The sequence below is a fragment of the Actinokineospora sp. PR83 genome (assembly GCF_021056305.1).
In the GTDB taxonomy this organism is placed as follows: Bacteria; Actinomycetota; Actinomycetes; order Mycobacteriales; family Pseudonocardiaceae; genus Actinokineospora; species Actinokineospora spheciospongiae.
In genome coordinates, this window is sequence record NZ_JAJCXD010000036.1 from 21,645 (window position 1) to 43,980 (window position 22,336).

A 22,336-nucleotide genomic window follows, 5' to 3' on the forward strand; every position below is an offset into this window, starting at 1 on the left:
GGGGACCCGGATAGGCTGCGCGCATGGCACGCAAGGCCAAGAACCTCCTCGTCGAGCTGTCCCGCCAGGGCCCGCACCGAGTCCTGCGCGGTGACCTGGCGCTCGTCGGGATGCCCGGACTGGTCTGCACCCCGGAGTCGGGCCTCGGCCTGCCCGCGGTCGCCTTCGGCCACGGCTGGCTGCAACCCCCCTCCCGCTACCACGGCCTCCTGCGCCACCTGGCGTCCTGGGGCGTCGTCGCGGCGGCCCCGGCCACCCACGCGGGCCCGCTCGGTTCGCACCGGCTCCTGGCCGCGGACCTGCAGACCACCCTGGACGTCTGCGTGGGGGTCCGCCTCGGCGACGGCGCGATCAGCGTCGACCCCGGCAAGCTCGGCCTGGCCGGTCACTCCACCGGCGGCGGCAGCGCGGTCCTGGCCGCGGCGGCCAACCCGAAGGTCGGGGCGGTGGCCACCCTGGCCGCGGCCCAGACCCGCCCGTTCGCCACGGACGCGGCGCGGGAGTGCGCCATGCCCGGTCTGCACCTGGTCGGCGGGCGCGACGTCGTCGCCCCACCGGTGGCCAACGCGGAGCTGATCGCCGAGGCGTGGGCAGGCCCGGCGCAGGTGCGCACCCTGCCCAAGGCCAGCCACCTTGGGTTCACCGAGGGCAGGCACTGGAGCGGGCTGCTGGTCGCGGGCAAGGCGGAGTCGGCGACGCACAAGGCGGCCAAGGCCCTGCTGACGGCGTTCTTCCTGGTGCACCTGGCGGGGCAGCGCGACTACCTGCCGCTCCTGGAGACCCCGTTCAAGTCGGCCGACATCACCTTCGACAACACCCTGGAAGACCCGGTCGACCAGAGCGCGTGACCGGGAGCACCCGCCCCCGGCCTCACTGGACCCAGTCCTCATCGGCCGCCGACCAGGGCACGTGACCGGGGAGCGGTCGCTCCCCGGTCCGGTGGGACCTCAGTCCTCGTCGGGTCCGAGGTCCAGCACGTAGGACTTCGGCTCCGGTCGGGGCGGCGCGGTGGACTTCGCCGTGGTGGGCTTCGCCGCCTTCTCGGAACGGTCGATGGCCTTGGCGGCCTCCAGCGCGGTGGCACCGGCGGCGGTGCTGTTGGCCGCCGCCCGCCGCCGCACCTCGGCCAGCGCGTCCTCCTCCCGGAGCCGCACCTCCCGGACGGCCGCCGCGGCGGCCGCCAACCGGGCCCGCGCCCCGTCCAGGCCGGGGGTCACTTGACCGACTCCGGGTCCAGCATCCCCTTGACCCTGGCGAAGCGGTCGAAGTCCTCCTCGAACACGTCCTTGGCCACCAGGTAGCGGTTGGCCTCGCGGTCGGTCCCCCCGGCGTTGCCGCCACCGCCCGCGCCCATGCCGCCCATCATCGGCGCGGCGCCGAACCCGCCACCGCCCCCGGACGACCCACCGGAAGCGGCGGGCGCGGCAGCGACGCCGCCCCCCACCGGGTTCCCCGGCGCGGCCTCGGCGGGCATGGCCCCGGCGAACGACCCCGGCCCGGCGGGCGCGGGCGTGGCGGGCGCGGAAGCCCCACCGCCGGAGGAACCGCCCCCGGCCGAGCCACCACCCGCCACTGAGCCGCCGCCTGCCGAGCCACCACCGCCGGAACCACCACCGGCAGCACCACCGCCCGCGGGGCCACCGCCCGCGGTCGCGGTGTCCACCGGCATCCCACCGGTGAGCCCGGTCAGCCCGGTCAGCCGCGAAGCGGGATCGGCGGACGTGGGTTCGTGGAAGTCGACGGTGTAGGACTTCGGGGCCGCGCCGTCTGCGCCCGGGGTGCTCAGGACGATCTTCCCGTCCTCGGTGCGCTCGGCCGTGAGCGAGTCGGTGACCCGGATCCGGTCCGTGCCCGGCTCCGGGGTGAGGACGCCCTCCGCCGCGACGCGCCGCTCGGGCCCGAAGCCCGCGTCGGCGCCGGTCGGGCCGAAGTCGAGCTGGTAGGTCGTGGGCTTGCCGTCCCCGGTGTCCACGGTGAGCGTCGCCCGCCCGGCCGCGTCCGGTTCGGACACCGTGTACGAGACGTCCCCGTCGGTGATGGTGACCGTGTCCGGGGCCGGGTCGAGCGCGTTGCCCACCCCACCGCCTGCGTGCCCGCCCACGCCGTCGGTGATCAGGTCGTCGAGCTGGGGCACCGTGCCCGCACCCGGCGTCTGGTCGAGCTGCGTGAGCGCACCCTGCGGAACGGTCGGGACCGCGGGCGCCTGCGGGGACCCGCCGCCACCCGAGGCCCCCGACCCGGATCCGCCCCCGCCGGGCGCGGACGGGCTGCCCGACGACGAAGGCGCGGTCGGGGCACCGCCGCCACCCGACGAGGGGCTCCCCGACGTGGGGTTCTCCACCGCGCCCGGCCCCTGCGTCGACGGCCCCTGCTCGGTGTCCGGCCGCGGCACCTCGATGCCGCCCGCCAGGTCGGCGAACGGGTCGGCCGGAACGGCGTTCAGCCCGTCGACGACGGCCGCCCACCCCTCCGACACCGATTCCCTGGTGGAGGCGCAGATCTCGTCGAAGGTCTTCTTCTTCTGGTCGAACAGGGCCACGAACGTGCCGTCGAGCCACTCCTGGGCCGCCTGGGCCATGATCGTCTGCACCTGGTCGCCCCAGAGGATCCAGCCGAGCCAGGAGAACAGGTCGTCGTCGAGCCCGCCGAACATCGGCCAGCCGCGCATGTCGCGCAGCTCGTCGCGGTCCGCCTGCCGCCGGGCGGCCCGGATGACCCGGGAGGTGTCCTGGGGCGTCAGGCCGTCCACGGTGTCCGCCCACAGCCCGAACACCGTCTGCGCCCGGTGCAGCACGGCCGTCTCGATGTGCGCGACGGCCTCGGTGACCAGGGTCGAGGCGGTCCCGGCGCTGTCGGCGACCTCCCGGCCGTGCCCGACGAACGCGCGCCCGTAGGCGTCGGCGGCGTCGGCGGCCGGGCCGGACCACACGCCGCGCAGGTCACCCGCGGCGGTGCTCAGGTCGAGGGTGGCCTCGGTCAGCTCGCCGTGCACTTGGCCCATGGTGGCGGCGTCGGCGCGGAACCGGCCGAAGTTGATGGACTTCAGCTCGTCGTAGACGTTCTCGAAGTCGGTGTGCAGGTCGGGACCACCGCAGCGCCAGTCCCGGTAGGGCGGGAGGAACAGCGCGAAGAAACCCATGCCGCGCGAGCCGGGTTCGAGGATCTCGTCGGAGGTGCCGACCCCCGCGCCGCCGCCCTCGACGGTGCGGCCGGGCAGGCCCGCCAGGTCCTCCCCCGCCCGGGCGACGGCCCGGTCCCACTCGGCGCGGCCCAGCTCCCGGTCCAGCGTCGCCTGACCCGCGTCCCGCTCCTCCCGGCTGGGGAAGCCGCCGATCCGGTCGCGGACGTCGTCGGTGACGCCGTAGCGGTCGGCGTAGTCCTCGATCTCCTCGGCGTTGTCCCAGAACTCCGGGTCGCGCCCGAGGAACGGCGAGGAGCCGTGCACGTCGGCGAAGGCGCGCAGGATGCGGGCCTTGTCGTCGTCGGAGACGGCGGGGTCGTCCAGGACGGCCTTGACCTCGTCCCAGGTGCTGTACTCGGCCATCACTGCCACGCATTCCGGACGGTGGAGCTGTTGTCCTGCTCGGCCGCGGTGTAGTCGCGGTGGGTGTCGGTCAGCCGGTCGGCGTAGGTGCTGGTGGCGGTGGCGTACCCGCGCACCCCGGCGACGAGGTGCCCGCGCAGGGCCTCGGCGTAGGCGCCCCCGCGGTCGGCGAACGCCCGCCCGAAGTCGGCCGAACCGACCTGCCCGTCGTCGAGCCGGTCCGCCTGCGCGCCGATGGGCTCGACCTGCCCCTTGATGCGCCCGGCGATCCCGGCCAACTCACCCCCGGTGCTGTACCCGTCCGCCACGATCGCCCTCTTCCCTCGCACCTGCTCGTGCGCCTACGACGTCGGCGCGACCGCAGCGGGTTCCGGATCGGGCAGATCCCTTAACGGACGCAAAACGCCCCGCTCCCGAGTGGACTCGGCAGCGGGGCGTCCGCGGTGGACGGATCAGCGCATCCAGGTGTGCCCGGACAGGTCGTCGTCGTCGGGCTCGGCGGGCCTGCTCGGCCGAACCGGCCGCCGCTGCACCGGCGGCGGGGGCGCGGCTTCCGCCTCGTCCTCCTCGCCCCCGAAGGACAGGTACCGCGGCGGCTGCGGCTCCCGCACCGGCTCGGGCACCGGGATGGGCGCGGTCGGCGGCAGGGACGGCAGCGGCTGCTGCTGCGGCGCGGACTGGACTGGGATAGGCCGCGTCCGCGTGGCCGCCTCCGCCTGCAGTTCCTCGTCGCCGAAGGTCATCACCACCTGCCGCGACGCCTTGGGCACCCACTTGCCCTGCTCCGGCTCGGGCTTGCGCTGGGTCATGGCCTTGGCCCGGTCCAGCAGCGCGGCGAACTGCTCGTCGCGCCCGGCCTTCTCGGCGGCCAGCCGCTCGGCGCGGGCCGCGAACTCCGCGTCGATCCGGGCGGTCTCGGCCCGCCGGGCGTACCGGGACTCCTCGAACCGGGCCTGCGCGATCCGGAACAGCGGGTTCTGCTCGATGCCCACCGTCACCGCCCCCACTCCGCGCCGATGGCGCCACCGACTGTCTCGTCCTCGTCGTCGTCGAACAGGTTGCCCACGGTGCGCCACTGGCTGCCCGCACGCTCGGAGTCGCCGCCCTGGCCACCCCCACCGCCGCCGCCCATGCCCGCACCCATGCCGCCGCCCATGCCCCCACCGCCCGCCAGACCGGAACCGGCCTGACCGGACGGGTCGCCACCCGCGCCGCCTGCGGAGGACAGCCCGGCCTCGCCCGCACCGGAGGGGGTCATCGACCCGTCACCACCGCGGTCCCGGTGGTGGTCCTGGTCGGTGCTCGGGGCACCGTCGGTGTCGAGTGCGCCGCCCGCGGCACCCCAGCTCTCACCGCTGTCCGCGGTGAGCGCGGACTGGGCGAAGGTGGACTGGGTGGGCGTGCCCGCCGCGTACTGCTGATCCGGTCCCGGCTGGTCCTGCGCGGCGAAGCCCTGGCCCGCGAAACCCTGCTGACCGGCGTGGGCCTGGGCAGCCGATGGCTGGGCCGGGACCTGCTGGGAGGCCGGGCCGCTCTGGGCCGGGGTCTGCTGCGCGTCCGCGGTCGTCGCGCCCTGCTGGTCGACGGTGTAGGTGGTCGGCGAGCCGGAGCCGTCGTCCACGGTCAGCACGAGGCCGCCTGCGGGCCCGGTGGCCTGCTCGGCGGTGATCGCCAGCGGGCCGTCCTGGATGAGCGCCTTGCCGTCCGGACCCGCCTGGACCACCTGGGCCTGCTGGTCCGGCTGCCCGGCCCGGCCCGACTGGTCGGCGACCGGGCCGCCGTCGGGGGTGAGGGCCGAGAGGATCGGCGCGGCACCCGGGGCCACCCCGGCCGGGGTGGCCTGCCCCGGCTGCCCTTGGGCGCCGAAGTCGAGTTCGTAGGTCTTCGGCGCGCCCGACCCGTCGTCGACGGTGACGGTCACGTGACCCTCGCTGTCCGGGCTGGACACCGAGATCCGCCGATCGCCGTCGGCGATCGTCACCGTCTGCTGCTGCCCGACGGCCGGGTTGAGCGGGCTGCTGCCCGCGCCGGTCGGGTCGGCGGCGGGATCGGTCGGGTCGAGGGAAGCGGGGTCGGTCGTGGCCGGGTCCGTCGCGCCCGGCACGTCCTCCGGCATCGCGGACACGTCCGGCGGGGGCGGCATCTCGACCTGCTGCTGACCGGGACCGCCGCCCGGACCGCCGCCCGGGCCACCGCCGGGACCGCCACCGGGCGGGCCACCGCCGGTGTCGGCCTTTTCCACGGGTTGTTCCTTCTCTGCGGGCTTCTCCTCCGGCTCGACCTCCTCCGGCTTCTCCACGGGTGGGGGCGGTGGCGCGATCTTGGCGAACGGGTTGGTCGCCGAGGGCTCACCGACCTTGGCTGGCGCGTCGAGGTCGCCGATGAGGGAGTTGAAGTTGCCGAAGTCCTGCTTGATCGAGTCCACAGTGGACTTCAGCCGGGCGCGCAGCTCCTCGACGGTGCTCTTGTACCAGCCGCCGAAGTCGTTGAGCCACAGGACCGTGCCGTGGATCTCCTCGTAGAGCCGGAGCCCGGCGGGGAACGGGCCGTAGTGGTCCTCCAGCATGTCGTAGAGGAAGTCGCTGTCCTCGCCCATCCGCTTCCAGATGGCCATCAGGTCGGGGAAGCCCTGCCCGGCGATCGTCTTGAGCCCGTCGACGTTCCGCTTGATCTCGGCGAACCAGTCGCCGCTGGTACCGCCGTAGATCCCGAGGAACTGCCCGCCGCGCTGGTCGCCCGCGGCGAACCCGCCCAGGTCGGCCACGGCCTCACGGGTGTTGGTGCACAGGCCGTCCAGTGCGCCCGCGAGGGTGGTGTAGGTGTCCTCGAACTGCTTGGCGCCCGCCACGACCTCGGCGAACTTGGCCAGCGCCGCGTCGGCCGCCTCGCCCTTCCACACCGTGCCGATGCCCGAGTTCGCCGCGCCCATGGCGTCGCCGAGGTGCGTGGCGACCTCGGCCATCTTGGTGGCCCGGCCGACCATGTCGCGCAGGTTGCCGAAGTGCATCGAGTCGAGCTTGGTGATGTCCACGTCGGTGGTCAGCTTCCCCCAGGCGGGGGTGTCGTACGGGGCCAGGTTGAAGCTGCTGCGCCCCCACGCCTCGAAGACGTACCCGAAGCGCTCCTCCTTGAGGATGTCGCGCAGGGGCTGGAGGTCCTGGAGCAGCTTCTGACCGGTGTCGCTGGTGTCGACGTCCGGCGGCTGCTCGTCGACGATGGCGAAGATCTCGTTGGCCGCGGCGCTGATGCCCCCCATCAGAACGCCCCGCCCACCCGGCCGAAGGTGTCCGCGGCCTGGGTCTCGGTGTCGACCTGCAGGCCTGCGGCGGCCTTGAGCGCGTTCTCGGTGGCCGTCATCAGCTGCCCGACGTAGCCGAACGAGGTGGCCAACTGCTGGTTCATCTCCAGGAAGTCGGCTCCGACGCGCTGCGCGGCGGGCAAGCCGCCGAAGTTGTCCACGGAGAGCCCCTCCGCTGGCGTGGGGTACGCCGCGGCCGCGGTCAGTGCCTGCGCCAACTCGTCGACCTCGTCGGCGATCGCGGAGACCGCCTCCGGGTCCATCTCCGTTCCGCCCGAGGGCTGTGACCCGTCCGGCATCCTGTCCCCCCTTGCTCGGTTCCGTACGGGGGAAATGTACCGAGGTCACGGCGACGCGGGTGGGCCGTTCGCCGAATGGTGTCCCGGCCCCCCGGTCAGCGGCTCCTGCGGGCCACGATGACGCCGCCGACCAACAGCACCAGCAGCACCAGGACGATCAGGGCTTCGCTGAGGCCGATGCTCACCAGGTCAGCTCGCCGCGGAGACGACGGCGGCGAGGCGGTCGGCGCAGGACTGGGCGAGGTCGTGGGTGGGGGCCTCGACCATGACGCGGACCAGTTGCTCGGTGCCGGAGGGGCGGAGCAGGACGCGGCCGGTGTCGCCGAGTTCGGTTTCGACCTGGGTGACCGCGGCGCCGACCGAGGCGGAGCCCGCGACGGCGGCCTTGTCGGCGACCCGCACGTTGACCAGGACCTGCGGGAGGCGGTGCATGACGCCCGCGAGTTCGGCCAGCGGGCGGCCGGTGGCCACGACGCGGGCCATCAGGCGCATGGCGGTGAGCAGGCCGTCGCCGGTGGTGGCGTAGCCGGGGAGGACGACGTGGCCGGACTGCTCGCCGCCGAGGGCCAGGCCCGCGCCGCGCAGTTCCTCCAGGACGTAGCGGTCGCCGACGGCGGTGCTGCGGAGCTTGACGCCCGCGTCGCGCATGGCCAGGTGCAGGCCGAGGTTGCTCATGACCGTGACGACCATGGTGTCGTCGACCAGTTCGCCGGAGTCGCGCAGGGCCAGGGCGAGCACGGCCATGATCTGGTCGCCGTCGATGACCTCGCCCGCGGCGTCCACGGCCAGGCAGCGGTCGGCGTCGCCGTCGTGGGCGATGCCCAGGTCGGCGCCCTCGGCGAGGACGGCGGCGCGCAGCGGCTCCAGGTGGGTGGAGCCGCAGCCGTCGTTGATGTTCTCGCCGTCCGGGAGGGCGTTGATGGCGATGACCTCGGCGCCCGCCTCGCGGTAGGCCTGCGGGGCGGCGGCCCAGGCGGCGCCGTTGGCGCAGTCGACGACGACCTTGAGGCCGTCGAGGCGGTTCGGGGTGGAGGCCAGCAGGTGGGCGACGTAGCGGTCGTGGGCGTCGGTGATGTCGTAGATGCGGCCGACCCCGGCGCCGATGGGGCGCTCGGCGGGCTGCGCCAGCGCCGCCTCGATCGCGTCCTCCACCACGTCGTCGAGCTTGTGCCCGCCCGCGGCGAAGATCTTGATGCCGTTGTCCGGCATCGGGTTGTGCGAGGCGGAGATCATCACGCCCAGGTCGGCGTTGAGCGCGCCGACCAGGTGCGCCACACCCGGGGTTGGCAGCACGCCCACCTGGAGCACGTCCGCGCCCGCGGACGCCAGGCCCGCGCACACCGCGGCCTGGAGCATCTCACCGCTGGCGCGGGGGTCGCGGCCGACCACGGCGACCGGGCGGTGCGAGCCGTCCCGGGGGGCCAGCACCGCCGCCGCCGCGGCGGCGACCGACAGGGCCAGTTCCGGGGTGAGGTCCCGGTTGCCGAGCCCCCGGATTCCGTCGGTGCCGAACAGGCGTGCCATGGGGTGCATCCTCCGCTGCGGTGGGGCCGGGGGCCGTCGGGCCGCCGACCCTGGGGACCAGGACCTGCTGGGGTGTGAGACGCAGGAAGGAGCGGCAGGTTGGCACCTGCCGCTCCTTCCCGGGAAAGCCCTCGATCAGCGCTTGCTGTACTGAGGCGCCTTGCGGGCCTTCTTCAGACCGTACTTCTTGCGCTCCTTGGCCCGCGGGTCACGGGTCAGGAAGCCTGCCTTCTTCAGGACCGGGCGGTCCTCGATGTCCAGCTCGATCAGCGCGCGGGCGATGGCCAGGCGCAGCGCACCGGCCTGCCCGGTGATGCCGCCGCCGTGCAGGCGGGCGCGGATGTCGAACGACTCCGGCTTCTCGGTGATGACCAGCGGCTCCTTGATGAGCTGCTGGTGCACCTTGTTCGGGAAGTACTCCTCGAGCGACTTGCCGTTCAGGGTGAACTGGCCGGTGCCGGGGAGGATGCGGACCCGGACGATCGCCTGCTTGCGGCGGCCGACGGTCTGCGCGGTCTCGTTGCCGATGCGCGGGAGGGCGGGCGCCTCGTCGGCGTCCTCCGCGACCTCGTACTCGACGGCGTCGGACTCGGCCGGGGCCTCTTCCGCCGACTCGTCGGCGTCGGTGTCGGCGACCTCGGGGGTCTCCTCGACCGCGTCGGCCTCGGGAGTCTCGACGGCGGCCACGGGGGCCTCGTCGGTCTCGGGGGTCTGGACGTCCTCGCTCACTTGGCGACCTTCGCAATCTCGAACGGCTTGGGCTGCTGGGCGGCGTGCGGGTGCTCCGGGCCTGCGTAGACCTTGAGCTTCTTGCCCTGCGCGCGGCCGAGCTTGTTCTTCGGCAACATGCCCTTGACGACCTTCTCGAGCAGGCGGTCGGGCTTGGTGTCGAGCAGCTCGCCGAAGGACCGCTTGCGCAGACCGCCGGGGTAGCCGCTGTGGCGGTACGCGAACGCCTGGTCCCGCTTGTTGCCGGTCAGCACGACCTTCTCAGCGTTGACGATGACGACGAAGTCGCCGGTGTCCACGTGCGGGGCGAAAGTGGGCTTGTGCTTGCCACGCAGGAGCGTGGCCACATGCGTGGCGAGACGGCCGAGCACCACGTCCTCGGCATCGATCACGTGCCAGGCGCGGTCGACCTCGCCGGGCTTAGGGCTGTACGTGGGCACGGGTCTACCTCATCGTCAACTTGCGTCATGGGTGCCTGTGCGGGCATCACCCCGGGTTGAGTTGGTCAACCTGGGGCGCGCAACGCCACTCGACTCGCGTTCGACCAGTCGAGCTTCACGCCCCGCGCCGCACAACAACGTAAGAAGATACCGGGTCGCTCCCGGAGGGTCAAAACGGCCCCCTGTTGGCGGTGTTTTCCCGCTGTTCAGCGGGCGTCGACCGGTGGTTCGGCGCCGGTGGCGGGCGGGTGGCGCGGGCGGGTGGCGGGGCACCGGGGAGCACCCCGGGCGGGCACGGGTGTTTTCGGACACACGAAAAACCCGAGTGGGGCCCAGGAGCTCTCGCTCCGGGCCCCACTCGGGAGTTCTCGACTCAACCCGCCACCAGGGGGCAGCGGTCGATCAGCCCCACTTGCTGGCGTTGGCCTTCTCGGTGGCCTCGTAGTTCTCACCGGACTGCTGCACGGCCACGGCGATCGAGGAGAGGACCTGCTTGAGCTCGTCGTAGGCCTTGTCCCACTCGGCCTGCTTGGCGGCCCACGCCTCGGAGGCGGCACCGGTGTAGCCTGCGGCCAGCGGGGCCAGGCGGGCCTTGAGGTCGCCGAGCAGGCCCTCGAGCTGGCCGGAGGTGGAGGCCAGGGACGCCGAGGCGTTCGCGACCTCCGCGAAGTTGACCTTGATCATGTCGCCGGACATTGTGGTTCTCCCTAAGTCTGCGAAGTCTGGGGTTGGAAGCTGGAAATCAACCGCGGAGCGAAGAGGGCGGGAACTCAGCCGCCGAGGACGTTGGCGATGGAGCTCATCGAGGAGGAGGACTCCTCTTCCTGCTGCACGTACGCCGCGTTCGACTGCTTGAGCTGCTCGGAGATCGCCGCGAGGGCGTTGTGCAGCTTCTGGGCGTCGGTGTTGTAGCGCTCCATCAGCGTGGCGAACGCGCGGGCGGCGCCACCCTTCCAGTTGTCGTGCAGCGGGGCGAGGGCGCTGCCGAGGCTCTTGAGCGCGTTCTGGCTCTCCTCGTTGACGTTGTCGACGTCGACAGCGGCCTTGGCCATCTCTTCGGGCGTGATTCCGTAACCGGACATTGGGAGAACCCCCTGGTGGTAGTGGGTCGTACGCGTTCTTTGTTCGTACGCCGCTTACGACGATGACCCTGCCAGGTTCGGTTCCGTCTGCGTGCGACTTGTTCGCAGGTAGTTGCTCCCGTAAATGCCGGAACGGGGAACCCGCAGGTCAGAGGCACTTTGGCCGGGCGCGCGGCAATAGCGGGACTTCACATTGGTGAAGCTGCCATGTGCGTTCGCGACGCGGCCGGGGGAATCAGCCGCCCTCGAGCAGGATCTGCTGGTCGGCGAAGTAGCCGTCGTCGTCCTCGGGGTCGGTGCGCCGGACCGGCGGGGCCGGGCGGGCGGGCCTGGGCGGCTCGGGGTCGTCGCGCTCCAGGACCACCGGGTCGTTCTCGGCCAGCGGGTCGTCCACCGGCTCGGGTTCGGGCTCCGGTTCCGGCTCCCGCTCGACGACCAGCCGGTGCGCCGGGGGGAACTCGTCGACCGACAGGCCGCGCTCCCGGCGCCACTCGGCGGCCCGCTCGCGGGCCTTCGGGTCGGTCAGCTCGTCGGCCCCGACCCGCAGGCCACCGTCGCGGGCGCGGGCGGCCAGGGCGTCGTTCTCCCGGCGGAAGGCGGCCACCTGGTCCCCGGCCTCGGCGGAGGCCCGCCTGGCCCGGGTGACCGCGGCCGACACCTCGGACCGGAACCGGGCCACCGACTCGGCGAAGCCCTCGTTCGGCGCGCTCATCCCCGCTCCCCTCATCCCAGCCGGTGGCCGGGCTCAGCCGGTGACCACCATGGACCGGACCACCGCGTCGCACGCCCGCGCGACCCGGTCGCGGCCCTCGTCGGTGTACTGGCACCCGACGCTGACCTGGGCCGCACCCTGGAACAGGACGTACCAGTCGACGGTAGCGCTCTCGGCGTCGAGCTGTTCGCGGTAGTGCACGACATCGCGGTCGGCGAACCTGGTCGCGTCGGCGAAGTCGGTGAACTGGTCGCCGCCCGCCTCGTAGTCGCTGCGCAGCTTGTCCACCGCGCGGGACCGCTCGGCGCCGCTGTCGAAGCTGAGCCGCTTCTCCTCGACCAGCACGGCATCCCCGCCACCGGTGTCGTCGGCCGGTCTGATCTCGGTGCGCAGCAGGCCCGGGTCGCCCCCGGTCTGGGTCCAGCCCTCGGGCAGCGCGAACCGGTACTCGTACTGGGCGATGACCCGGCCGGGGTCGGCGGGCGGCTGCTCCTCGCGGCGGAGCACCACGACCAGGGTGACCGCCACCGCGACGGCGAGCACCAGCGCGCCCAGGCCGACCAGCAGCCACGTGCGCCCGCGCGCCCCCCGCGCGCTGTCCGGGGTGGACGGTCGGACCGCGGCGGCCCCGGGGTGCGCGGCGGGGAACCCGCCGGACGGGGGTCCCGGGGGGCGCGGGCCGGTGGGCAGCGGGCGCGGCAGCGGACCGGAGGGGTGGCGGTGGGCCGGGCCGCGGACCGGCCGGGTGCGCTCCTCGGCCGGGCTGTGGACCGGCCGGGTGCGCTCTTCGCCCGGGCTGTGGACGGGGCGGGTGCGCTCCTCGGCGGTTCTGATCGGGGGGCGGTTGGTGGGCACGGTGCGGTCCTGGCCGGGGGCGAGCACGCCGGTGCCCTCCGGGTCGGGGGCGACCGCGCGCAGCGCGCCCCGGGCGACGACGGTCTCCGGCTGGTCCAGGGTCACCGGGACCACGCCGGTGCGCTCGGCCACCAGCCGGGCGATCAGCGGGATGCGGCTGGAGCCGCCGACCAGGAACACCCCGGTCAGCTCGGCCGGGGTCAGCCCCGACTCCTCCACCGCCGCGCTGACCAGCCGCACCGCCCGGCCCACGGGTTCGGCGATGAGGCGCTCCAGGTCGTCGCGGGTGACGTGGGCGTCCGGGAACGGCGAGGGCAGCGGGACGTCGGTGTAGGGGTGCCGGGAGAGGGTCTCCTTGGCGTCGCGGACGTCCTGGCGCAGCACCCGGCGGCGCCGCCGCTCGGCGAGGTCGCGGCCATCCACCAGGTCGCGCCAGGCCTCGGGGTGCCCGGAGGTGGCGCCGATGTGCTCCAGCAGGAGCTGGTCGACGTCGGCGCCGCCGAAGGACGGGTCGCCCTTGGTGGCCAGGACGGTGTGCCGGTGGCCCTGGGTGCGCACGACGCTCACGTCCACCGTGCCGCCGCCGACGTCGAGGACGGCGAGGGCGCGCTGCGGCGGGCCGGGGAAGCTCGCGGCGTGGAACACGGCGGCGGCCACCGGTTCCGGGACGGTGGCGATCCGGTGGCCCAGGCCCGCGGCCGCCTGGCGCAGGACCTGGGTGCGCACACCGCCCCAGTCGGCGGGGTGGGTCAGCACGAGCTGGTCGACCGGGGCGCCGCCCGCGACCCGCCTGGCCTCGGCCACGGCCCGGCTGAGGACGGCGCGGAAGACCGCCGGGACCGGCAGGACCGCGTCGCCGAGGAGGAGTTCGGCCTCGTCCACCCGGCGCTTGGGGTGGGGCTCGTAGCGGGAGGGGTCGAGCGCGGCCTGGCGCTCCGCCTCCTGGCCGACGAACAGGGTGCCGTCGGTGGCGGCGTAGACGGCCGAGCGGAGCAGGGGCTGCCCGTCGACGACGACCACCTGCGGCTCCCGGCCGTTGACCGAGACGGCCACGCAGGTGCTCGACGTCCCGAAGTCGACCGCCACACGCAGCGCCACAGTCCACCCCCCGCTCGGCTCCGGGATCACCCTACGTGCCCGGACAAGAGCGGTGCGGGCAGCCGGGGCGCCCCGGCGCGGCGCCGGTGCCCCGGGAAGTGCCGAGCCCCGACCCCTCTGGCGAGGGGTCGGGGCTCGGGGTGCGCGGTTACTCCGGGTTGATCCAGGCGATCTGCATGAGGGCTTGGCCCACCTTGCGCGAGACCAGGGTGCCTCGGCCGGGGGGCATGGCGCTGGGCTTGGTGGTGCCCAGCAGGGCGCCCTCGTCCTTGTTGCCGCTGCCGACGATGCCGGGGCTGGCGATCTCGCGGAGCTTGCCCAGGACCGGGTCGAACATGGCCCGGGAGGCACCGCCGGTGCGGCGGACGGTGACCACGTGCAGGCCGACGTCCTTGGCCTGCGGGAGGAACTCGGCGATCGGTTGCAGCGGGTTGGTGCCCTGCGGGGCGACCAGGTCGTAGTCGTCGACGATGAGGAAGAGCTCCGGGCCCTTCCACCAGCTCCGGTTCTTGAGCTGCTCCTGGGTCACGTCGGGGCCGGGGAGCCGCTTGAGCATGGAGCCGCGGACGTCCTTGACCATGTCGGTGAGCTGGTTGCTCGACACCGCGTAGCCCAGCAGGTGCTCGGTGTTGATGAAGCCGAGCATCGTGCGCCGGTAGTCGACCAGGATGATGACCGCTTCCTTGGGCGTGTAGCGGTCCATGATGCCCCGGACGATGGTGCGCAGCAGGTTCGTCTTGCCGGACTCGCCGTCGGCGAAGGCCAGGAAGTGCGGCTCCGCGTCGAAGTCCAGGTAGACCGGCGCCAGGTCGTTCTCGTCGACGCCGATGGGGACCAGCTTGGTGTCCCTGCGGGTGTCCTGGGCGAGCAGGTCCTCGTAGGACATCAGCTCGGGCAGCAGCCGGACCTTCGGCGCGTGCCTGCCGCGCCAGGCGGCGTTGATCTTGGCGATCGCGTCCTGGACGCCGCCCGCGACGTCCTCGGGGTTGCTGGAGCCGTCGATGCGGGGCAGGCCGGTGAGGAAGTGCAGCTTGTCGCGGGACAGGCCGCGGCCGGGGCGGCCCGCGGGGATGTTGACCGCGACCCTGCGGTCCACGTCGGACTCGCTGGGGTCACCCAGGCGCAGCTCGAAGCGGGTGCCGAGCAGGTCCTTGAGCGCTGGGCGGATCTCCGCCCAGCGGTTGGCGGCCACGATCACGTGGATGCCGAAGGACAGGCCCTGCGCGGCGAGGTTGACGACCTGCATCTCCAGCGACTCGAACTCCTGGCGGAAGTTCAGCCAGCCGTCGACGATCAGGAACACGTCGCCGAACAGGTCGTCCTTGAGCCCGCCCTGGCGCTTGCGGTTGCGGAAGTCGGTCATCGAGTCGATGCCCAGGTCGCGGAAGCGCTGCTCGCGCTCGGCGACCAGGCCGGTGACCTCGGCGACCATCCGGCGCACCTTGTCCGGGTCGATCCGGCCCGCGACGCCGCCGACGTGCGGCAGCCCGTCCAGCGTGCCCATCGTGCCGCCGCCGAGGTCGAGGATGTAGAACTGCACCTCCTCGGCGGTGTGCGTCAGCGCCATCGACATGACCAGCGTGCGCAGCAGCATCGACTTGCCCGCCTGCGGGCCGCCCGCGATCGCCGCGTGGCCCGCGGCACCGGAGAAGTCCGCCCACAGCATGTCGCGGCGCTGCTCGTAGGGCTTGTCGACGATGCCCAGCGGCACCTGGAGCCTGCCGTTGCCGAAGAACCCGACCGGGGACAGGCCCCGGTCCTCGGTGGCCTGCAGCGGCACGGTGAACAGCATGTCCAGCGAGCTGGGGTCGTTGAGCGGCGGCAGCCACACCGCGTGCGCGGGCGGGCCCTGCCCGACGAGCCGGTTGACGATCACGTCCAGCTCGCTGACCTCGGTGCCGCCCTCGGGCTTCTTCTCCTCGACCACCGGGGCCAGCGGCTTCTCCGGCTCCTTGGGGATCTCCACGTAGTCGGGGACGAACAGCTTGGCCCGCCGGTCGCCGGAGACCGCCGCGACCGGCCCGGCGGCCTGCATCCCGGCCGGGCGGTAGGGCCCGGAGACGTACGCGGCCTTGAACCGGTGCATCGTGCTGGTGTCGAACTTGAGGTAGCCCGAGCCGGGGATGGACGGCAGCTCGAACGCGTCCGGCACGCCGATGGCGGCGCGGGACTCCGCCGCGGAGAAGGTCTTGAGGCCGATGCGGTAGGACAGGTGCGAGTCCAGGCCGCGCAGCTTGCCCTCCTCCAGCCGCTGCGAGGCGAGCAGCATGTGCATCTGCAGCGACCGGCCCAGCCGCCCGATGGCGACGAACAGGTCGATGAAGTCCGGCTTGGCCGAGAGCAGCTCGGAGAACTCGTCGACGACGATGAACAGCGCGGGCAGCGGGTCGAGGTCGGCGCCGTTCTCACGGGCCTTCTCGTACTCCCACACGTTCTTGAAGTTGCCGCCGTTCTTGAGCGCCTCCTGCCGCCGGTTCATCTCCCCGGCGAGGGCGTCCTTCATGCGGTCGACGAGGGTCAGGTCGCCCTGCAGGTTGGTGATGGTCGCGGCGACGTGCGGGGCGCCGTCGAGGCCGAGGAAGGTGGCGCCACCCTTGAAGTCGACCAGGATGAAGTTCAGCGTCGTCGACGAGTGCGTGGCCAGCATGCCCAGCACCAGGGTGCGCAGGAACTCCGACTTGCCGGAACCGGTTGCGCCGATGCACAGGCCGTGCGGGCCCATGCCCTCCATCGCCGCTTCCTTGATGTCCAGCTCGACGGCCTGGCCGAACTCGCCGACGCCGAAGGGCACCCGGTAGCGGTCGCGCACCGGCCGGGGCCGCCACGCCTGCTGAACGTCGAAGGTCATCGGGTCGCCCGGGATGCCCAGCAGCTCCAGCAGCGTCGGGTTGGACAGCAGCGGCTCCTCGTCGCCGGAGTCGGCCGCCGCGGCGCCCACCCGGTACGGGGCGAGCTTGCGCGCCAGCGCCTCCGCCTCGGCCACGCTGAGCTGGTCCGGGGAGGCGAACCACTCCACGCCGCTGGCGCTGCGCGCGCCGAGCCGGTCGCCCTCGACCACCAGGCGCAGGCCGCGGCGGGCGGTGAGGTTGCCCAGCGACTCGGACAGGTCGAGCAGGGTGACCCCGACCAGGCCCTCCTCCAGGATGATCTGCTCCTCGCGGGTGACCTCGCCGTCGTCGATCACCACCACGACGTGCGGCTGGTCCGGCTGCGGCGGGGCGTTGCGGGTGAACCGCTGCCGGTCGCGCAGCTCGTCGTCGAGCCAGTCCTCGATCTGGGCCAGCGACCCGGCCATCATCCGCAACTGGCCGATGCCGTCGAGCAGGTTCGGGTGCTGCACGTGCGGCAGCCACTTGGCCCACTCCCACTCGGCCTTGGCCTTGCCCGAGGTGACCACGGCGACCAGCACGTCGTCGGGGGTGTGGAAGGTGACCAGCTGGGCCAGCAGCGCGCGGGCCAGGGCGCGGCACCGGTCCTTGTCGCCGGTGATGCCGACCGCGGCGAACCCGCGCACGGCGACCTGGATGGGCAGCTCGGGGACGATCGAGTGCGCCCGGACGAACCGGCGCAGGGCCAGCGTGGCGATCGGCTCCAGCTCGTCGACCGGGCCGGTCTGCGGCGGCACCAGCCGGGTGGCCAGCCGCTGCGAGCCGCGGCCCGCGCGCAGGTGGCAGAAGTCCGGGTCGGCCTGGCGGCGCTCCCACATCCGGCGGCTGGTGGCGATCGACCACAGCGCCTGCGGGTCGGGGTGGGTCCACTCCAGCGAGGCGCGCTGGTCCAGCGATGCCTCGCGGGCCCGGTCGCGCATCTGGCCGAGGTAGCGCAGGTAGTCCTTGCGGTCCTCGTTCATCTCGGCCTTCTTCTGGCCACCGCCCCGGCCGCCCATGCCGCCGGCCATCATGCCGATCGTGGACATCAGGAACATGCCGCCGAAGAGCAGGGAGGACGGGTTCTTCCCGCCCACCATGAACATGAAGACCATCATCCCGACCGAGGCCACGATCATGACCGCGGGCAGCATCTTGAGCAGGATGTTGCCCGGGATGACCCTGGGCACCTCCGGCGGCGGCTCCAGGTGGACCTCCCCGCCGGGCTGCCGCGGCGCGGACAGGCGGGGCGAACGCTTGAACTGCAGCGTGCTCACCGGGCGGACACCTCTTCGACTCGATTTGCGGCTTGGGGGGTGAAACTACCGAACCGCCGGGTCCGGCCCGGTCGGTTCGGCGGAACGGACCGCCGGGAGCGAGCCCACCAGGGCCGCCAGGAAGACCGCGCCCAGCACCACGGGGACGACCCCGCCGCCGGACACCGCGAGGAAGTAGACGATCCCGACCGACACCGCGCACACCGCGGCCCCGACGGCGAACCGCCCCGGCCCCCGCGCGCGCCGCCCGGCCAGGAAGACGGTGACGGCCACCAGCAGCAGGCTGCCGTGCACCAGCGCGCCCGGGTCCGCGTCGTCGGTGACGAACGCCCACCCGGTGATCACCCCGGCGACGAGCACGGCCAGCACCGGCAGGACCGCGGGCGGGGTGAACCCGCGCCCCGGCCGCACCTCGGAGCCGACCAGCAGGACGAGCGCGGCCAGCAGGAAGACCACCCCGGACAGCAGCGAGCCGGGGTTGCGGCCGCCGAAGAAGAACAGCACGCCCATCATCACGATCGAGGCCACCACCAGCACCAGCCCCAGCGCGACCCGGTCGGCCAGCTCGTGCCCGCTCGGCGTCCACACCAGCACGACCGCGGCGACCAGGTACACCAGACCGGGGAGGACGCCCGCGGGGTGCCGCCCGGTCAGCTCGAACAGGAAGGCGCCCATGGCGACCGCGCCGACGACGGCCAGGACCGCCAGCGCGCGGTAGCCAACCCCTGCGGGCATTCGCCCCACCCCCGTGCTCGGCGACTTTCTGCGGAACCGCCGGACCCGGCGATGTCGGTGCGGCCATACTAGGACCGATCCGCGCCGGACCGGGGTCGGTCCGGCCAGACCTGTGGACAACTCGAGGGAGCAGGCGTTGGCAACGGGGACGACCGTGTTCAGCCGGGTGACGGTGGTCGCGCCGAGGACGCGCATCGACGTCGCCCTCCCGGCGGACGTGTCGGTGGCTGACCTGCTGCCGATGCTGCTGGAGATGGCCAAGGAGACCACCTCCGACGGCGGCGCCCGGCACGGCGGCTGGTGCCTGGCCAAGCTGGGCGACAACCCGCTGGACCCCAGCCGGACGCTGGGCGCGCTCGGCGTGGTCGACGGGGACATGCTGCAACTGCGCAAGCGCGCGGAGAACCCGCCGCCGCCGCTGTACGACGACGTGGTCGACGCGATCGCCGAGTCCGCGCCGGACAGCTACCGGCCGTGGACGAAGGAGACCGCGAACCGCATCGGGCACATCGCGGGCGCGCTGGCGCTGGTGCTCGGCGCGCTGGCGGTGCTGATGGCGGGCCCCCTGTCCGGCGGCGACAACCTGGCCCCGGCGATCACCGCGGGCGCCGCGGCGGTCGTGCTGGTGGCCCTGGGCGCGGTGCTGGCCAAGGCGTACCAGGCGCCGACGACCGGGGTGCTGGTCGCGGCGGCGGGCGGGCTGCCGATGGCGTTCGTCAGCGGCCTCTACATCGTGCCGGGCGAACCGGGCCGGGCCAGCCTGCTGCTGGCCTGCTCGCTGGTGCTGATCGTGGCCTCGGCGTCGATCATGCTGATCGGTGCGGGGGTGACCACGTTCGTCGCGGCGGGCACCGCCGCGCTGCTGGGCGTGGCCGCGTTCGCGGTGGCCACCCTGGTGGCGCACCCGGCGGCGGGCATCGGCGCGGGCACGGCCGCAGTGGCCCTCGGCGCGCTGTCGGTGCTGCCCCGGCTGACCATCCAGCTCGCCAGGCTGCCGCTGCCGAACGTGCCCGGCAGCGCGGAGGACCTCAAGGAGGACACCGGCTTCCCCGACTACCGCTCCATCGAGCGGCGGGCGGGCCTGGCGCACGAGTACATGACCGGCATGATCATCGGCTGCGGCGCGGCCGCGGCCACCGGCGCCATAGTCAGCGCGGGCTCCCCGAAGGTCTGGGGCGTCATCCTGGGCGTCGTGGCGACGCTGGTGCTGCTGCTGCGCGCCCGCACCTACGCCAACGGCAGCCAGGCGATCGCGCTGCTGGCCACCGGGATGCTCTCGGCGGTCGGCATCCTCGTCGGCTGGCTGGTCGAGGCCGACAGCTTCGAGCGGCTGCTGTGGGTGTTCGGCGCGCTGGTGCTGATCGCGGCGGCGGCGATGGTGCTCGGCGTGGTGTTCCCCGAGCAGCGCTTCTCCCCGCCGCTGCGGCGCACGGTGGAGGTCTTCGAGGCCATCTGCATCGCGGTCGTGCTGCCGCTGGCGCTGGCCGTGATGGACCTCTACAGCAGCCTGCGGCAGGTGAGCCTCTGATGCGGGCGCGGCGGATCGGGGCGGTGCTCGGCGCCGCGGCGATCGCGTTGGCGCTGCCCGCGGTCCCCGCGTCCGCGCAGCAGCAGCCACCGCCCGCGGGCAAACCGTCCCCGGTGGACACCAAGGCGGTCCCGCCGCCGCTGGAGCCGAACTGGCCGGTGCCCAAGGTCGGGGGCCCGGACACGACCTACACGCCGAAGACCGCGTGCATCGCCCCGGCGTCCGGGCAGCGGTTCGACCTGAAGCACAAGCCGTGGGGCCAGCTCGAGATGCAGTTCGACGACCTGCACCAGTTCTCCCGCGGCGAGGGCGTCACGGTCGCGGTGATCGACACCGGTGTCCGCAAGCACGACTACCTCACCGTGCGCGGGGGCGGCGACTTCGTCATCGCGGCCCACAACGGCCTTGAGGACTGCGACGGGCACGGCACCGAGGTCGCGGGCATCATCGCCGCGCACCCGCCCGCGGACGGCCAGATCGGGTTCGTCGGCATCGCCCCCGGCGCGGAGATCCTGTCCATCCGCCAGTCCAGCGCCAACTACGAGGGCAAGCGCCCCACCGCGGCCAACCCGGACCCGCCCGCCGAGCCCGCGGGCACCCTGGAGACGCTGGCCCAGGCCGTGGTGTCGGCGGCGAACCAGGGCGCGCGCGTGATCAACATGTCGGTGGACAGCTGCCGCCCGGCCGACCGGCCGATCCAGCCGTCGGAGAAGAACCTCCAGGCCGCCCTGCGCTACGCCTACGAGACGATGGACGTCGTCCTGGTCGCCTCCGCGGGCAACTACGGCCAGGACTGCGAATCCGGCGTCAACGCGGGCGACCCGACCCGGCCGGACCACCTGGTGCTGCCGCCGTGGTTCTCCGAGTACGTGATCTCGGTGGCCGCCATCCAGGCGAACGGCGACCCGGCCGACTTCTCCGTCCCCGGCCCGTGGGTCACCGTCGCCGCCCCCGGCACCAACATCATCTCCCTGGACCCCACCACGAACGACGGGCTGGTCAACCTCCAGATCGTGCAGGGCAAGAGCCAGGAGATCCAGGGCACCAGCTTCGCCGCCCCGTACGTGGCGGGCCTGGCCGCGCTGATCCGCTCCCACCGCAAGGAACTGAGCGCCAAGCAGGTGTCGGATCGGATCAAGCTGACCGCCATCCACCCGGCCGCGCCCGGGGGCCGGGACAACCGCATCGGCTACGGCATGATCAACCCGCTGGCGGCGCTGACCGCGGCGATCCCCGCCGAGAAGGGCATCCAGCCGGACCAGCCGCTGAACATGAAGGCCGAGCTCCCGGGCCCGATCGTGAAGAACTGGGCGCCGATGCAGGTGGCGCTGATCGGCTCCGCGGGCGGGCTGCTGTTGCTGCTGCTGACGCTGTTCGTCGTGCACACGGTCCGGCGGAACCGGGGTGGCGGGAAGGACGAGTTGCGCGGGATGGCCTAGGGCGTGGCTTCAAGGGCCGGATTGTCGGTGGTGCTCGGGATCCACTTCGCCGGGATCTTGCCGTGTGCTGCCGGCCCAAGCGCCGGGATTTTGTCGGTGGTGCCCGGGTGGGTGGATCTGCTCGGGCGGGGCCCCTACAGCGATCATGTGCCCGGTGTGACCGAGTGGGGCGAAAAGAGTGCCCCACTGCCCAGGCAGGCTTGCACATGATCGCTTCCCCCACCCAAGCACATCCACCCACCCGGGCAGTTGGTCACCGGGCCGGCGGTTTTCGGGGTGGTCGGCAGCTGCGCCGCTGACGGCTCGGGGTGGCTGGCCGCCCGGCTGGTGGTTGGCGGGGTGGCTGAGCGGCTTTGCGGACAGGCCCTGGCCCAGCTTGGTCTGGCCCGGCTCCTGTGGACAGCCGGGTTCCGGCCGCGCTTCGTGTCGGTGCGGACTGCTTGGATTGATTCGGGGGCTTCATCGATCGGGCTGTGGACAAGTCCGACCCGGCTCGGCTTCCTCGTCGGTGCCCTGTGCTTGGGTTGATTCGGGGGCTGCTCAGGCGGGGGCGCCCAGCCGGGACCGCCCACGCGGGTTGCGGTGCCCGCGGGGGCTGGGGCGACCCGCAGGAGCGGGTCAGGCGGGGTCGTCGCCGATGACGGAGGGGCTGGCTCGGCCGGGTTTGCCGAAGATGTCCTCCGGGTTGCCCGCGACCTTGGTCCTGGCCTTGTGCTCGTTGTTGCCGCCCTGGGCGCCCATGCCGCCGCCCATGGGCATGCCGCCCATCATCCCGCCCATGCCGCGACCGCCCGCGCCCGCCGAGGCGGCGGCGGGGGTCGCGCCGCCGCTGGGCATCCCGCCGGGTTTGCCGGGGCCCGCCTCGCCGACGCCCGTGGCCGCGCCGCCCGCGCTCAGCGGGGTGGCCGG

18 protein-coding genes and 1 pseudogene are annotated in these 22,336 nt (G+C 73.5%); 3 read left to right on the plus strand and 16 right to left on the minus strand.

The annotated features are described in order from the left end of the window. Positions 1-23: 23 nt before the first annotated feature. On the plus strand, positions 24-848 hold the full coding sequence (locus L6E12_RS12620; RefSeq protein WP_236228089.1) for a dienelactone hydrolase family protein: 825 nt from the start codon (positions 24-26) through the stop codon (positions 846-848). Between the two features lie 99 nt (positions 849-947). Here L6E12_RS12620 and L6E12_RS12625 read toward each other — a convergent pair whose 3' ends face one another. From L6E12_RS12625 to L6E12_RS12695, 15 genes are all read right to left on the minus strand, one after another. Then, entirely contained in the window at positions 948-1,217 is a 270-nt protein-coding gene (locus L6E12_RS12625; protein ID WP_236228090.1) for a hypothetical protein, read from the minus strand. Then, on the minus strand, positions 1,214-3,544 hold the full coding sequence (locus L6E12_RS12630) for a WXG100 family type VII secretion target (RefSeq protein WP_236228091.1): 2,331 nt from the start codon (positions 3,542-3,544) through the stop codon (positions 1,214-1,216). Before L6E12_RS12630 ends, L6E12_RS12625 begins: the two co-directional genes overlap by 4 nt. Further along, entirely contained in the window at positions 3,544-3,852 is a 309-nt protein-coding gene (locus L6E12_RS12635; protein ID WP_236228092.1) for a hypothetical protein, read from the minus strand. The genes L6E12_RS12630 and L6E12_RS12635 overlap by 1 nt, the downstream gene beginning before the upstream one ends. Before the next feature lie 144 nt (positions 3,853-3,996). Then, positions 3,997-4,542 carry a hypothetical protein gene (locus tag L6E12_RS12640; protein ID WP_236228093.1) on the minus strand — a complete coding sequence of 182 codons (546 nt, stop codon included), beginning with the start codon at positions 4,540-4,542 and terminating at the stop codon, positions 3,997-3,999. Continuing rightward, positions 4,539-6,800 (minus strand): hypothetical protein, encoded by a 2,262-nt coding sequence (locus L6E12_RS12645; RefSeq protein ID WP_236228094.1) that lies wholly within the window; start codon positions 6,798-6,800, stop codon positions 4,539-4,541. The genes L6E12_RS12640 and L6E12_RS12645 overlap by 4 nt, the downstream gene beginning before the upstream one ends. Beyond that, positions 6,800-7,105 carry a hypothetical protein gene (locus tag L6E12_RS12650; protein ID WP_236228095.1) on the minus strand — a complete coding sequence of 102 codons (306 nt, stop codon included), beginning with the start codon at positions 7,103-7,105 and terminating at the stop codon, positions 6,800-6,802. The genes L6E12_RS12645 and L6E12_RS12650 overlap by 1 nt, the downstream gene beginning before the upstream one ends. A gap of 225 nt (positions 7,106-7,330) precedes the next feature. Beyond that, positions 7,331-8,665, minus strand: coding sequence for a phosphoglucosamine mutase (gene glmM, locus L6E12_RS12655; RefSeq protein WP_035290614.1), 1,335 nt, complete (start codon positions 8,663-8,665; stop codon positions 7,331-7,333). A 135-nt stretch (positions 8,666-8,800) separates the two neighbouring features. Continuing rightward, positions 8,801-9,394, minus strand: a complete 594-nt coding sequence (gene rpsI, locus L6E12_RS12660; protein ID WP_236228096.1) for a 30S ribosomal protein S9 — start codon at positions 9,392-9,394, stop codon at positions 8,801-8,803. Continuing rightward, positions 9,391-9,834 carry a 50S ribosomal protein L13 gene (gene rplM / locus L6E12_RS12665; protein WP_035290612.1) on the minus strand — a complete coding sequence of 148 codons (444 nt, stop codon included), beginning with the start codon at positions 9,832-9,834 and terminating at the stop codon, positions 9,391-9,393. Before rplM ends, rpsI begins: the two co-directional genes overlap by 4 nt. Positions 9,835-10,236: 402 nt before the next feature. After that, on the minus strand, positions 10,237-10,530 hold the full coding sequence (locus L6E12_RS12670; protein ID WP_236228097.1) for a WXG100 family type VII secretion target: 294 nt from the start codon (positions 10,528-10,530) through the stop codon (positions 10,237-10,239). 74 nt (positions 10,531-10,604) lie between these two features. Further along, positions 10,605-10,916 (minus strand): WXG100 family type VII secretion target, encoded by a 312-nt coding sequence (locus L6E12_RS12675; protein WP_236228098.1) that lies wholly within the window; start codon positions 10,914-10,916, stop codon positions 10,605-10,607. Between the two features lie 235 nt (positions 10,917-11,151). Further along, the gene (locus L6E12_RS12680; protein ID WP_236228099.1) at positions 11,152-11,628 is read right to left on the minus strand and encodes a hypothetical protein; all 477 of its coding nucleotides are present in this window, start codon (positions 11,626-11,628) and stop codon (positions 11,152-11,154) included. A gap of 33 nt (positions 11,629-11,661) precedes the next feature. After that, positions 11,662-13,581 carry a type VII secretion-associated protein gene (locus tag L6E12_RS12685; protein WP_236228100.1) on the minus strand — a complete coding sequence of 640 codons (1,920 nt, stop codon included), beginning with the start codon at positions 13,579-13,581 and terminating at the stop codon, positions 11,662-11,664. A gap of 148 nt (positions 13,582-13,729) precedes the next feature. Then, on the minus strand, positions 13,730-17,725 hold the full coding sequence (gene eccCa / locus L6E12_RS12690; RefSeq protein WP_236228101.1) for a type VII secretion protein EccCa: 3,996 nt from the start codon (positions 17,723-17,725) through the stop codon (positions 13,730-13,732). A gap of 45 nt (positions 17,726-17,770) precedes the next feature. Beyond that, positions 17,771-18,460, minus strand: a complete 690-nt coding sequence (locus L6E12_RS12695; RefSeq protein ID WP_236228102.1) for a hypothetical protein — start codon at positions 18,458-18,460, stop codon at positions 17,771-17,773. Positions 18,461-18,596: 136 nt separating this feature from the next. Between L6E12_RS12695 and eccD the strand changes: the two genes are divergently transcribed. Both eccD and mycP read left to right on the plus strand, forming a co-directional pair. Next, entirely contained in the window at positions 18,597-19,988 is a 1,392-nt protein-coding gene (eccD, locus tag L6E12_RS12700; RefSeq protein ID WP_236228103.1) for a type VII secretion integral membrane protein EccD, read from the plus strand. After that, positions 19,988-21,427: a type VII secretion-associated serine protease mycosin gene (gene mycP, locus L6E12_RS12705; protein ID WP_236228104.1), complete on the plus strand. Its 1,440-nt coding sequence runs from the start codon at positions 19,988-19,990 to the stop codon at positions 21,425-21,427. Before eccD ends, mycP begins: the two co-directional genes overlap by 1 nt. A 618-nt stretch (positions 21,428-22,045) precedes the next feature. Here the strand turns inward: mycP and L6E12_RS12710 are convergent. Beyond that, positions 22,046-22,336: pseudogene (locus L6E12_RS12710) on the minus strand (hypothetical protein); the annotation flags it as partial.